The sequence below is a fragment of the Streptomyces sp. NBC_00647 genome (assembly GCF_045207245.1).
GTDB lineage: Bacteria > Actinomycetota > Actinomycetes > Streptomycetales > Streptomycetaceae > Streptomyces.
On sequence record NZ_CP109040.1, the window covers coordinates 8,976,709 to 8,989,065 of the forward strand.

Consider the following 12,357-nt stretch of genomic DNA (forward strand, 5'->3'; position numbering starts at 1 on the left):
AGTTACGGCCACAGTGCGCCGGTACACGACCCGCGGCGGGGCCGATAGCCGTAGCCACACGGCCCCACCGGGGCGAGCTACTTAGAACTCCTAACGAAATGATCTTCGGGGTGGTTGGATCACTCCGGGACTGGTGATCTGGGGGTGCGGTGGCTCGGCCGAAGCCGTGGGAAGTCGACGACGAGCTGTGGGCGGTGATCGAGCCGCTGCTGCCGAAGGTTGAGCGTCGGATCCGGTATCCGGGGCGCAAGCGGCATCCGGACCGGCTGGTGTTTCAGGGCATCCTGTTCGTCCTGCACACCGGGATCGCCTGGGAACACCTGCCGCAGGAACTCGGCTTCGGCTCGGGCATGACCTGCTGGCGCCGCTTGGCCGAGTGGACCGAGGCCGGCGTGTGGCCCCGATTGCACGAGGTCCTTCTCGCCGAGCTCCGCGGTGCGAACGCCCTGGACTTCTCCCAGGCGGCGGTCGACGGCTCTCACATCCGGGCGTTAAGGGGGCCCCAAGACCGGACGAAGCCCTGTAGACCGGGGCGGGACGGGCAGCAAGCATCACCTGATCACCGACGCCACGGGTATTCCGCTCGCCGCGACCCTGACTGGCGGCAACCGCAACGACGTCACTCAGCTGATCCCGCTCCTGCAGGCCGTGCCGCCGGTGCGGGGCAAACGCGGCCGGCCCCGGCGCCGCCCGGATGTGGTGCTGGGCGACCGCGGCTACGACCACGACAAGTACCGCCGCCTGGTCTGGAACCTTGGCGTGAAGCCGCAGATCGCCCGCCGCGGTACCGAGCACGGCTCCGGTCTTGGCACCCAACGCTGGGTCGTCGAGCGAGCTTTCGCCCACCTGCACTGGTTCCGTCGCTTGCGCATCCGTTGGGAGATACGCGATGACATCCACGAAGCCTTCCTCAGCCTCGCTTGCAGCATCATCTGCTGGCGACGGCTGAAAAAGCTCCGGCCGCGTTAACCGTCGGCGTCCTGGGCGGCCCTGAAGCCGCGATCTTGGATCACCGGGAAGACCTGCTGCGTGGTGGTGATCCAGTCGTCGATGTCGGCATGAGACGACCTGATGGCGCTGATCAGCGCCTCGATCACGTCCAGCTTCGGCTTGCCGACGTTCAGGCTGAGCTCGTCCATCGATACCTCTCGGTACGACATGACCAGCTGCCACCAGAACCGCATGAGGAAGCGGCATTCCTGCGGGTCACGGTCGTCTGCGAGGCGATCATGAATGACCCTCTGGACGCGCCGCCGCTGCTCGTCATCACGAAAGCCGTTGTTGAGGTCAGTCAGGGTCACGTCCGGACAGTAGCAACCACGTTCGTTCACGACCCGGGCACGCCCTCAAGTCCGCCTAGAGCATTCCGTTAGGGGTTCTTAGCTTCGCTTTTATCCGTGTGCTCTGGTCGTGCACGGTTGGTTGCTCGGTAGCCGGGACATGGAACGGCCATCGCGGGACTCTCCAGGTAGGTGAAGACCAGGGGAGGGTGCGATGGCCGTCGCTGTCAGTGTGCTCGGGGCGGGGGTGGGCCGCCAGAGCGGGACCAACTTAGCGCGGTTCCGTAGGGGTTGGTACGACTGCCTGGCCCGGCGGGGTGACGCGTTGTTCGACCTGACGGATGCCCTGCTGGCAGCCGGCCCGGTCATCTCACTGCCCTACCTGTCACTCGATGGACTGCACCGCCGCGGCCACGGGAGTACCTATGCGGCCCTGGCTGAAGGCTACGTGGATGCCGAAAAGGTGCGTGAGCTGCTCGCCGCCTCGCTGCCCGGTGCTTCGTGCCCTGTGTTCGCGGTGGACGTGAGCGTGTGGGTCCGCGGCGATGCCGAGTGCTCACCTGACCGCGGCTACTACTACCACCCCTCCAAGCACTCGGCGGGACAGCCAATCGTTGCCGGCTGGGCCTACTCCTGGCTCGCCGGCCTGGAGCTGACGACGAACTCGTGGACCGCGCCAGTAGATGCCCAGCGGCTGCTGCCGGGGCAGAATCCCAGCACGGCCGCCGCCCTCCAGATCCACGGCCTGCTGCGACGGAGTCCCGAACTTGGCCTCAAGACCCCGCTGTTCGTATTCGACGGCGGCTACGATTCCGTCCGCCTGGCTCTCGAACTCGCCAGAACTCCGGCCCAGATCCTGGTCCGGGTCCGCTCCGACCGGTCGTTCTACGCCGACCCGCCACCCATCAGGGCGACAGGCTCGGGGCGGCCGCGCCGCCACGGCGCGAAGTTCACTTGTCCCGACCCCACCACCTGGCCGGTCCCGGACGCCGTCCACACCTGCGCGGACGAGCAATACGGCGCGGTGAGCGTGCAGATGTGGCACCGCCTGCACGCCAAGACCCAGCAGCACGACGGACACGGCAGCCGAGGCCCTCGCCCCATCGTCCCCGGCACCCTGGTCCGGCTCACCGTCGACCGGCTGCCCGGCCGGAGCCGGGCCCCGAAGACTCTGTGGCTGTGGTGGACAGGCCCCTTTGGCCAGACCCCCGATCCGGACCTGCTCTGGCGGGCCTACACCCGCCGGTTCGACATCGAGCACACCTTCCGGTTCGCCCGCCAGACCCTGAACTGGACTCTGCCCCGGCCCCGCACTCCGGAGCAGGCCGACCGATGGACCTGGCTGGTCATCGCCGCCTACACCCAACTCCGCCTTGCCCGCTCCCTGGTGGCCGACCATCGGCTGCCCTGGGAACAGCCTTTGCCGCAGACCCATCTCACACCCGGCCGCGTCCGCCGACGATTTCGTCACGTCCAGGCAGCAATGGGAACACCGGCCAAGCCGCCACAACCCTGCCAGGCCGTCCACAAGGCACCCGACGAGGCCCAGCCACCCGCCACCCCGCAGTCAAAACAGCCGCAAGACCTGCGATCCCACACTCACAGGGATAAAAGCGAAGCTTAGAGGGGGCGCTGATAGGGCTCAGTCGGGGGAGCCGGGCGAGGTCTCCGAGCGACCGGCCCCGAGGCTGCGCCGGGTTTTCGGCTGGGCAGGGAGGTGGCTTCCGACCACTCCGCGGGCCCGCAGTTCGCTGAGATCGGAGAGGCGGATGCCGGGCAGGGCGGCGAGGAGATCAGCCTGGGTGGCGCGGATACCCTGGGCAGGAGCCTCGGGGCCGGCGCCCAGCATGCGGCGGGTGGTCACGGCGATCATCGTACGGGCGCCCTGGGTCCGGTTTCGGCCCGTTGTCCCGGTCCCCGCATCAACGGGTTCGCTGCATGGGCAGGATGCGCCCATTGCCTTTACCTGGAAGATCCCCCCGTGGCAGCGCAACGAGGACTGTACGCACATGGCGGTCCTGGTCACCGACGTCGGCAACGGGCAGATCAGCGTCAAGACGAGTATTGCGGCTTGACATGATTGTGGCCTGCAAAGCTGCAGAGATTGAGACGATCCTGCACTCTCATTGAGACGCCCTTTGTTCGCAGTGCTGATCGCGGAGTTTGTCCTGGCCGGACCGAGGCGGCAGTGGACAAACGGTAGGATGGTCAGCAGTTCCTCGTCGGTTGATGCCGGTCGATCCGGTCCGCGGACGGCAGCAGGCCGAGCACCGTCGAACGCTCGAAGCCATCACGGGGAAGCACCGCACCAACTCGCCCTGGCGGGACCTGCTCGGGGGCGCCGCGGTCGGTGGAAGATCTGGCTGTGGACCTGTTCACGATCATCGGCTGGCCGTCGGCCCGCTGTCCGCGACGCCCTGGACAGCCAAGCAGACGGAGCCGGTTGGGTAGAGCCAGCAGGTGCCGGCACCAGGCTGTACTGGGCGACTGGTCTCCGGATCCTGCGGGCGCGTTAGGACTTGGCTCCGCAGGTCAGCGTCCTGATCGCCTGCATGGTGTTCTTCTGCGAGCCGTTGGGGCGGTCGCAGTGCGCCTCGGCCTATTCAGTCCCTAGCGCCGTGTCCGGATAGGTTCACCGAGGTCTCGTGGTCTGCGGGTGCGCGAGTCACCGTTGCTCCCCGGTTTCGGTTGGTCGCAGGGCTGAACGAGTTTGTTTGCATGGTGGTAATCAACTTGCTGCCCGCCCCGGCGGGCGGGCAGGGTCTGGATCATGCTTGAACTACGCACTTTGGAATCAGACGACTGGCCCTTTTGGCGGGAGTTGCGACTGGCCGCGCTTGCTGAGGCGCCCTACGCGTTCGGATCGACACTGGCCCAGTGGCAGGGCTCCGGCGACCGAGAGGAACGCTGGCGTGCCCGTCTGTCGATTCCTGGCGCGCACGATCTCGTCGCGCTCCTCGACGGCCTTCCGGTGGGCATAGCCAGCGGAGTGCCGGGCGAGGGAGCAGAGAACGTGGAGTTGATCTCGATGTGGGTCAACCCCACGGCTCGGGGCAAGGGCGTGGGTGACTGCCTGATCCAGGCGATCGAGCGGTGGGCGGCGGAGCGCGGTGCCACGACGCTGCGGTTGTCCGTCATGCCGGACAACCGCAAGGCAACCGCGCTCTATGAGCGGCACGGTTTCGCGGACACGGGTGAGTCCGGCGATCTTCTGCCCGATGGCGTTGGCAGGGAGCGGGTCATGGCGAGGAGCCTGGCCGCTGTCTGATCTCCACATCCCGGGCACGGCGGGATCCCTCACTTGGCCAGGCTGCGGCGGCGAGGGGGCGTCCGCCCCAGCGAATGCCCTTCTCACTGCGGATGCGGGCGCGTTCGCAGCGCTGTGCGGCCAGGACGTCGGGGTGGCGGGGGTTCTGGTTGCGCCAGCGCAGATAGCGGTGCAACTGGCGGGTCTGGACGGTGTGGTTGGGGTGGTGGGAGTTGGCGAGGGTGAACTGCCGCAGCGGCCCGAAGTGTGCCTCGATGGGGTTGGCCCAGGACGCGTTCGTCGGGGTGAAGCACAGCTCGACCTTGTTCCTCGTCGCCCAGCGGCGCATACGCCCGTTCTTGTGGGCGGAGAGATTGTCCAGGATCACAGAGACCGGGGCGCCGTCCGGGCGGGCTGCACGGATGCTCTTGAGCGCGGCCCAGGTCGGGCCGATGCCCTTGCGGCGTCTGTTGACGCCCCACAGGGTGTCGTCGCCGACCGAGTAGCAGCCATGGAAATAGCGGGTGCCGTGAGTGCGGTGATAGGTCGCCGGCAACCGGTCCGGCCTGCCCTGCTCGGCCCAGCAGGCCCCGGCGGTCGGGCGGATGCCCAGCGGCCCGAACTCGTCGAAGGCGAAGGTCCGGTCCGGGCGCTCGTGGAGCACGTACTCGATGCGGTCCAGCTTGGCGTCGAAGTCCGGGTCAGTGGACTCCTTCCAGGTCTTGGTGCGCTGGAAGGTGATCCCGCGGCGGGCGAGTAGGCAGCGCAGGGCCTCGCGGCCGATCCGTATCGGGCGGGCGAGGTCGCGGCGCAGGTGATCGGCGAGTTTCCGGATCGACCAGCGGGTGAAGGGCTTGCCGAGCTTGGCCGGGCGGGTGGTGGCCGTCTGGATGACGAAGTCCTCGTCGTCTTCGCTGAGCAGGCGGGGACGGCCTCCCGCCCACCGAGGGGCCAGACAGGCCAGCCCGATCTCGTTGAACTTGTGGATCACGTCCCGGACGGTGTCCTCGTCCGCCTGCACGAGCCGCGCGATCACCGGCACGGTGTTCCCGCTCGCTGAAGCCAGCAGCATCATCGCCCTGCGGAACCGCACCGTGCTGGTGCTACCCCGTCGCACGATCCGCTGCAGTTTCTGGTGCGCAGGGCGAGGATGGCCATGTCGTAGGACAGCTGGACCTGCGGGGGCGTTGCCCACCGCGCTTCCGGCATCGACGGCCAGGTCGAAGGTCGGCGTGCCGCCGTCGTAGGCCAGGTTCAGCCCGGTGGCGGTGAAAGTTCCGCACGCCGAGGTGGTCGTTCAGTCCGGGGCGCGGCACTTCCCGAGGCTGGACGATGCCGACGCGTTCGCGGCGGCCACTGCGGCATTCAGCGGATGACAGGCGGCTCACCGCTGATTACGTCGTGGCGTCGCTCGGTTCCTCGTCGGAATGGAGGATCGAGACCTCCAGCTTGCGCAGCAGTCGCGCCAGTTGGCGGCGTTCGGAGGGCGAGAGTCCGCTGAGCATCCGGCGTTCGTTGTCGAGGTGCTCCGAGAAGACGGTGTCCACCGTCGCCAGGCCCTTGTCGGTGAGACGTGAGTAAACGACTCTGCGGTCACCGGCGTCCCGTTCGCGGACGATGAGACCGTCGTTCTCCAAACGGTCGATCCGCAACGTCACTCCTGCCGATGAGACCAGTCCGGTGTCCGCGAGCTGTCCGGCCGTCAGCCGGTAGGGATCGCCGGACCGCCGCAAGGCGGTCAGCACGTCGAAGCCGGCCACGGAGAGCCCATGACGCTCGATCGATGTGGTCAGCCTCGTGCTGTAGCGCAGGAAGGAGCGGTGGAGGCGCGCGAGGACCTCGAGGGGGCTGGTGTCCAGCTCGGGGCGTTCGCGCGCCCAGTCCTCGATCACGTTCGCGACGGCGTCCCGGTCCGCCGGCCTCGATGCAGCCATGCCCATCCCCTCGTACAGCGCCCGCCACCTTCTCATGGCACTGAGAATCTTACCGCTGAGGTGATAGGCCGGACCGGGGGACGGGCTGCGCAGCCCGAATCACCTGCTGGAACGTCGCCTCAGGCGCTGAATCACCACGACGGCGACCAGCACTGCTGCCGTCGGCACGGCAGCCTTCCTGAGCAGCACGGGCAGCGCGGCCGCTCCGAGGTCCACCGCCTCCGGCTCGGGCGAGAGCCGGCCGGACGACCCCACCACGCCCGTTGTGGCCGCGACGGACGCGGAGCCCCCGGAGTCCCGCAGCAACTCTTCGAGGCGGGTGGCGAACTGCTGAACGATGCGGTCACCGACTTCGGTCATGATGCCCCGGCCGAACTGCGCGGGACGGCCGGTGATGTCGAGGTCCGTGCGTACGCGCACCCGGGTGCCAACCGGGTCGGCGGTCAGCGTCGCGGTGACCGTGGCCGAGGCCGTACCCGCGCCTCGGGTCTCGCTCCCGCTGACGTCGAGGTGCATCGAGCGGGCGGACCCGTCGCGGCTGACGGTGCCCTCGCCGCGGTAACTCATCTGCACCGCACCGACCTTGACCTTGACTCGTCCGGTGAACGAGTCACCGTCGAGGGTGTCCAGTACGGCGCCGGGCATACAGGGTGCGACCCGGCCGAGGTCGAGGAACAGTTTCCAGGCGTCGTCCGGATCCGCCGGGACGGTGAAGGAGTGGTCGAGCTGCATGGGTGTCCAATCAGAGATGGGCCGGCCGTGGCCGGAACGAGGGAGGGCAGGCCGCGGGGGTCTGCGGATTCATGCATGGGCCGGATTCAGGTTCGGTCGGCCGTCCGGATCAATTCGCGGACCCGGCTGGGTGAGAGCGGTCCTCGGCGCACGACCACACCGAAGGGGCGCAGTGCGTCTTCGACGGCACCGGCCAGCACTGCCTGTGGTGCGATCGCGCCGCCTTCGCCGAGTCCCTTGACGCCGAGGTCGTTCATGGGACTGGGCGTGAAGATCTCGTCCATGTCGAGGTCGGGTATCTCCGAGGACGTGGGCACCAGGTAGTCCATGTATGTGCCGGTGCGGGGCTGGCCGTCGGGGCCGTAGACCATCTCCTCGTAGAGCGCACCGCCGATTCCCTGCGCGATGCCACCGGTGACCTGTCCCTCCGCGATCATCGGGTTGACGATGTTGCCGGCGTCGTGGACGACGACATAGTGCAGGATCTCGATGCCGCCGGTGTGTTCGTCGACCTCGACGACCGCCGCATGCGCTCCGCCCGAGACCGCGAAACCCGGTGGGCGGAAATGCACGGTCTCACTGATCTCGGTGCCGTATCGCCCGTCGGCGGGTTCGGGGGTGCCGGGCAGCGGGGCCCGTCCGGCCAGCTCCGCCAGCCCCATGGACGGGCCGCCCGGATCCTTGGACGCCACGACGCCGTCGTTCAGGTGGAGGCCGTCCGCGTCGACGCCGAGCCGGCGCGCCGCCGCTTCGACGATCTTCTCGCGGATCAGCCGGCCGGCCCGGTGGGTGGCGTTTCCCGCGGTGACCAGGGCACGGCTGGCGATGGTGCCCACACCGAACGGGGTGGCCTCCGTGTCTCCGCCGACCACATCGATGACATCGAACGGCACCCCGATGGCGTCCGCGGCGATCTGCGCCATGGAGGTGCGGTGCCCCTGCCCCTGGGAGGGGGCGCCGATGGCGAGGCGCACCCTGCCGCTGGGGGCGATGTCGATCCGGGCGGTTTCGAACGGTCCGAGTCCGGTCGCCTCGATGTACATGGCGAATCCGATGCCGATGTACTTGCCGTCCCGGGCGCCTTCGCGCTGCCGTGCGCGTACCCGCTCGACATCCGCCTTGGCCACGGCGCGGCGCAGGAGCTCGGGATAGTCCCCGGAGTCGTAGATCTGCGGTCTGCCCGAACGGTCCACGAGCCCGGTCGCGTACGGCATCGCGTCGGGTCCGACAAGATTGCGCGCCCTCAGCTCCTCGGGCTCGATGCCCAGCTCCGCTGCCAACCGGTCCATTGCGCGTTCCATGGCGAACACCGTCTCCGGGCGTCCGGCTCCCCGGTAGGGCGTGGCGAAGGTGGTGTTGGTGAGCACACCGACGACGTCGATGTCCACGTTGGGGATCCGGTAGGGGCCGAGCAGATGACAGAGGGAGTTGTACGGCACCACAAGGCCGGTCATGTTGTAGGCGCCGAAGTTGACGGTGATCCGGTCGCGTACGGCGAGGAGCCGGCCCTCGGCGTCCGCGGCGAGTTCGATGCGGTGGATCTGCTCACGGGCGTGGGAGGCGGCGGTGAGGTTCTCGTTGCGGTCCTCGCGCCACAGCACGGGGCGGCCGATGCGGCGGGCGGCATGGGGGACGAGGAGCTCCTCGACGTAGAGGATGCCCTTCTGGCCGAAACCGCCGCCGACATCGGCCGCGACGACATGGACCGCGGCGGACTCCAGACCGAGGGTGTGCGCGATGGCGTCCCGGAGCCGGTGCGGGGTCTGGGTGCCCGACCAGACGGTCAGCCTGCCGCTGTACGGATCCACCTGGGCGGAGATCGCGCGGGTCTCGATCGGAGAGGCGACGTACCGGTGGGCCTCGAACCGCTCGCTCACCACGGCGTGAGCGCGGGAGAACGCCGCGTCCGGGTCGCCGACCCGGGCGGCGACCGCGACCGCGGTGTTGTCGGGAAGCTCCTCGTGCAGCACAGGTGCGTCCGGGCTCAGGGAGAGCCCGGGGTCGACGAGCACGGCCAGCGGGGAGTAGCGCACGTCGACGAGTTCCAGGGCGTCCTCGGCGAGGTAGCGGTTCTCGGCGAAGACGACGGCGACGGGCTGGCCGACGTAGAGGACCTTGTCGCGGGCGAGGAGGGGCATGGGAGTCATGCGGACCACCGGGTCCAGGAGCTCGGCGAGCCCCGGCGGGGTGCGCAGTTCCTCCTTGTTCAGCATCGCCGGAAGGTCCGCCACGTCGTCGCCGGTCCACACCGCGACGACGCCGGGCGCGGCCAGGGCCGCGCTCACGTCGACGGAGTCGATGCGGGCGTGGGCGTGCGGGCTGCGCACAAACGCGGCGTCGAGGGCTCCGGGCAGGGCGATGTCGTCGACGTATCGGCCGTTGCCGCGCAGCAGCCGGTCGTCCTCGACGCGCGGGACGGATCGGCCGATCCACCCGCCGTCGCCGTGCCGGTGCAGGTCGGAGTCGTGGGACATGCGGGTCACTCCCCGAAGCGCTCGTCGAGTGCCTGGCACACGGCACGGCGGATGTTGCGGTAGCCGGTGCACCGGCACAGATGCCCGCTGAGGGCGTCGGCGACCTGTTCCTCGTCCGGGCGGTGGGACCGCTCGGTGAGCGCGGTCGCCGTCATCACGAACCCGGGCGTGCAGAAGCCGCACTGCATGCCGTGGCACTCGTGGAAGGCCCGCTGTACGGAGGTGAGGGGGGCGTCGCCGGGTGCGAGGCCCTCGACCGTGCGGATCTCGGCGTCCTGGCACTGCACGGCCAGGGTCAGACAGGTACGCACCGGCTCGTCGTCGACAAGGACGGTGCAGGCCCCGCAGACTCCGTGCTCGCAGCCGACATGCGTGCCCGTGAGACCGAGCCGGTCGCGGAGGAAGTCGCTGAGGAGCAGCCGGGACTCGACCGAGGCGGTGACCGGCCGGCCGTTGACGGTGAGCGTGATCTCGTGCCAGGCGGAGGGCTCGGCGAGCGGCGGCTTGCGCGCTGCGAGCGGGGCGGGGACGGACGGGGTCATCAGCAGCGCTCCCAGGCGGTGGTGCAGGCGCGGACGAGGAGATGGGCGGCGCCTTCGCGCCGGTACTCGGCGGCGGCGTGGACGTCGTCGGAGGGCGTGAGACGGGACAGCGCGGCGCCGGCCGCGGCGGCGAGGGCCCGCTCGTCGGCTTCGCTGCCCACGAGTGCGTCCTCGGCGGCGGCCAGACGTACGGGTGCGGGGGCTGTGCCGCTGAAGACCACGCGGGCCGCCCGGACGGTGCCCTCGGCGGAGCTCCGCTCCAGCACGACCGCCACGCCCACGGTGGCGAAGTCGCCATGTCTGCGGGTCAGTTCCTCGAAGGCCCAGCCGTGATGCGCCGGGAGCGGGGGGAACACGACCTCGGTGAGCAGCTCGTCCGCCTCGACGGCGGTGGAGAAGGTCGCGACGAAGAAGTCCTCGGCGGTGACGGTGCGGGTGCCGCGCGGCCCGGTGATCACGAACCGGGCGTCCAGGGCGAGGGCCGCGGTGGGCAGCTCGGCGGCCGGGTCATGGTGGGCGAGGCTGCCGCAGACGGTGCCGCGGTTGCGGATCTGCGGGTGACCGATGTGCTCGATCGCGGCGGCCAGCAGCGGCCACCCTTCCCGTACGGCGCTGTCGGCCGCGGCCCGGCCCTGCCGCACGGCGGCGCCGATGCGGAGGTTGCCCGCCGCGTCCACGTGAAGACGGCCGAGCTCGGGGATCCGGGTGATGTCGACGAGCAGCTCGGGCCTGGCCAGGCGCATGTTCAGCATGGGGATCAGTGACTGGCCGCCCGCTACGACCTTTGCCTCCCGTTCCTCGTCGGCGAGGAGGGCGACCGCCTCGCCGACGGTGCTGGGGGCGGTGTAGTCGAAGGGTGAGGGTTTCAACCTGCTCCACCGGTCCTCTCTGGTCGTCGTCGCGCCGTTGCATTCGACACGTACAGATCTATCTAGTACCTGAAATGATTTACACTAAAGTTTCTTCCTGGCAAGAGGCTGTCCGAAATTTCCCAGTCCGAGGTGAGCGATATGCGACACGTCATCGACCAGGCAGTCGCCTGGCAGCGCTCCGGAACCCGCTTCGCCATGGCGACCGTCCTGCGGACGTGGGGCTCGGCTCCGCACGCGCCGGGCGCGTCGATGCTGGTGTCGGAGGAGGGCCGTGTCGTCGGCAGCGTCTCCGGCGGCTGTGTCGAGTCCGCAGTCTGCGCGATCGCCGAGGAGGTGCTCGCGGGCGCCGCCCCGACGGTCGAGCGCTGGGGGGTCGGCGACGACGACGCCTTCGAGGTCGGCCTGACCTGCGGGGGCACGATCGAGGTGCTGATCCGTGAGGCGGGCCCCGAGGTGCCGCTCGGCCGGATCGCCGCCGATCTCGCGGCCGGCGTGCCGGTGGCCCTGGTCACTCCCGTCGGTGGCGGCGGGGGACTGGCCGTCGGCGGTGGGACGGTGACCGGCTCGCTGGGTGATCCGCAGGCGGACCGGGCGGCTGCCCTGGCCGCCGACGGCATGCTGGGACGGGCCGCGAGCGGCCTTGTGACCAGCGGAAACGCAGCGGGCGGCGGCATCGCCTGCGCACCGGAGCGGGAGCTGCTGGTGCAGTCCTTCGCCTCCCGGCCGCAGCTGCTGATCTTCGGTGCGGCCGAGTTCGCCCGCCCCCTGGCAGGCATCGGTGCCGCGCTCGGGCACCACGTGACGGTCTGTGACGCCAGGCCCGCCTTCGCGGCGCCCGAGCGCTTCCCGGGCGCCGACGAGGTCGTCACCGACCGGCCCGACCGGTGGTTCCGCGCCCGGGAGGATCGGTTCGACGCCACGACCACGGTGTGCGTGCTGACCCATGACCATCGCTTCGACGTGCCGGTCCTCGCGCTCGCGCTGCGCAGCAGGGCCGGATACGTGGGAGCCATGGGCAGCCGCCGCACGCATGAGGACCGGCTCGCACGACTGCGTGCGGCAGGCACCACCGAGGCGGAAATCGCACGACTGCGTTCGCCGGTCGGCCTGGATCTCGGCGGTCGGGGACCCGAGGAGACGGCCGTGTCGATCATGGCCGAGATCATCGCGGTGCGGCGCGGCGGCAGCGGGCTGCCGCTCACCGACCGGCTCGGTCCCGTACATAGAGTGTGACCGTTTTTGAACGTCTGTTTTTATGAACGCTCGTTTAATGTGA

Annotated in this window: 11 protein-coding genes and 1 pseudogene; 4 read left to right on the forward strand and 8 right to left on the reverse strand. The window is 69.6% G+C overall.

Annotated elements, in window-relative coordinates; translation table 11 throughout:
• Positions 1-149 precede the first annotated feature (149 nt).
• Positions 150-969 (forward strand): IS5 family transposase gene (locus OG788_RS39390; protein ID WP_406375742.1). Its coding sequence is split into 2 segments (ribosomal slippage): positions 150-494 and positions 496-969, totalling 819 coding nucleotides; the frame shifts between segments, so codons are not numbered across the junction.
• Here the strand turns inward: OG788_RS39390 and OG788_RS39395 are convergent.
• The gene (locus OG788_RS39395) at positions 966-1,301 is read right to left on the reverse strand and encodes a hypothetical protein (protein WP_406375743.1); all 336 of its coding nucleotides are present in this window, start codon (positions 1,299-1,301) and stop codon (positions 966-968) included. The two genes, OG788_RS39390 and OG788_RS39395, sit on opposite strands and share 4 nt — an antisense overlap.
• A gap of 193 nt (positions 1,302-1,494) precedes the next feature.
• On the opposite strand from OG788_RS39395, the gene OG788_RS39400 reads away from it, so the two are divergent.
• The gene (locus OG788_RS39400; protein WP_406375744.1) at positions 1,495-2,904 is read left to right on the forward strand and encodes an NF041680 family putative transposase; all 1,410 of its coding nucleotides are present in this window, start codon (positions 1,495-1,497) and stop codon (positions 2,902-2,904) included.
• Between the two features lie 18 nt (positions 2,905-2,922).
• Here OG788_RS39400 and OG788_RS39405 read toward each other — a convergent pair whose 3' ends face one another.
• Positions 2,923-3,144 carry a hypothetical protein gene (locus tag OG788_RS39405; RefSeq protein WP_406375745.1) on the reverse strand — a complete coding sequence of 74 codons (222 nt, stop codon included), beginning with the start codon at positions 3,142-3,144 and terminating at the stop codon, positions 2,923-2,925.
• A gap of 906 nt (positions 3,145-4,050) precedes the next feature.
• Here OG788_RS39405 and OG788_RS39410 point away from each other — a divergent pair.
• The gene (locus OG788_RS39410) at positions 4,051-4,548 is read left to right on the forward strand and encodes a GNAT family N-acetyltransferase (protein ID WP_406375746.1); all 498 of its coding nucleotides are present in this window, start codon (positions 4,051-4,053) and stop codon (positions 4,546-4,548) included.
• Between the two features lie 43 nt (positions 4,549-4,591).
• Here OG788_RS39410 and OG788_RS39415 read toward each other — a convergent pair.
• The 6 genes and pseudogenes from OG788_RS39415 to OG788_RS39440 all read right to left on the reverse strand — a co-directional run.
• Positions 4,592-5,602: pseudogene (locus tag OG788_RS39415) on the reverse strand (IS630 family transposase); the annotation flags it as partial.
• A gap of 319 nt (positions 5,603-5,921) precedes the next feature.
• On the reverse strand, positions 5,922-6,461 hold the full coding sequence (locus tag OG788_RS39420) for a MarR family transcriptional regulator (RefSeq protein ID WP_351542755.1): 540 nt from the start codon (positions 6,459-6,461) through the stop codon (positions 5,922-5,924).
• Positions 6,462-6,560: 99 nt separating this feature from the next.
• Positions 6,561-7,193 (reverse strand): SRPBCC family protein, encoded by a 633-nt coding sequence (locus OG788_RS39425; RefSeq protein ID WP_406375747.1) that lies wholly within the window; start codon positions 7,191-7,193, stop codon positions 6,561-6,563.
• A gap of 86 nt (positions 7,194-7,279) precedes the next feature.
• On the reverse strand, positions 7,280-9,667 hold the full coding sequence (locus OG788_RS39430; protein ID WP_406375748.1) for a xanthine dehydrogenase family protein molybdopterin-binding subunit: 2,388 nt from the start codon (positions 9,665-9,667) through the stop codon (positions 7,280-7,282).
• Between the two features lie 5 nt (positions 9,668-9,672).
• Positions 9,673-10,209: a (2Fe-2S)-binding protein gene (locus tag OG788_RS39435; protein ID WP_406375749.1), complete on the reverse strand. Its 537-nt coding sequence runs from the start codon at positions 10,207-10,209 to the stop codon at positions 9,673-9,675.
• Positions 10,209-11,078 (reverse strand): FAD binding domain-containing protein, encoded by an 870-nt coding sequence (locus tag OG788_RS39440; RefSeq protein WP_406375750.1) that lies wholly within the window; start codon positions 11,076-11,078, stop codon positions 10,209-10,211. Before OG788_RS39440 ends, OG788_RS39435 begins: the two co-directional genes overlap by 1 nt.
• Positions 11,079-11,219: 141 nt before the next feature.
• Between OG788_RS39440 and OG788_RS39445 the strand changes: the two genes are divergently transcribed.
• Entirely contained in the window at positions 11,220-12,314 is a 1,095-nt protein-coding gene (locus tag OG788_RS39445; protein ID WP_406375751.1) for an XdhC family protein, read from the forward strand.
• The last annotated feature ends 43 nt before the right edge of the window (positions 12,315-12,357 follow it).

Bases quoted from the DNA above. Each gene is read 5' to 3' on its own strand.
- OG788_RS39400 (WP_406375744.1), top strand. From the start codon at position 1,495: ATGGCCGTCGCTGTCAGTGTGCTCGGGGCGGGGGTGGGCCGCCAGAGC.
- OG788_RS39410 (WP_406375746.1), top strand. From the start codon at position 4,051: ATGCTTGAACTACGCACTTTGGAATCAGACGACTGGCCCTTTTGGCGG.
- OG788_RS39420 (WP_351542755.1), bottom strand. From the start codon at position 6,461: ATGGCTGCATCGAGGCCGGCGGACCGGGACGCCGTCGCGAACGTGATC.
- OG788_RS39425 (WP_406375747.1), bottom strand. From the start codon at position 7,193: ATGCAGCTCGACCACTCCTTCACCGTCCCGGCGGATCCGGACGACGCC.
- OG788_RS39430 (WP_406375748.1), bottom strand. From the start codon at position 9,667: ATGTCCCACGACTCCGACCTGCACCGGCACGGCGACGGCGGGTGGATC.
- OG788_RS39435 (WP_406375749.1), bottom strand. From the start codon at position 10,209: ATGACCCCGTCCGTCCCCGCCCCGCTCGCAGCGCGCAAGCCGCCGCTC.
- OG788_RS39445 (WP_406375751.1), top strand. From the start codon at position 11,220: ATGCGACACGTCATCGACCAGGCAGTCGCCTGGCAGCGCTCCGGAACC.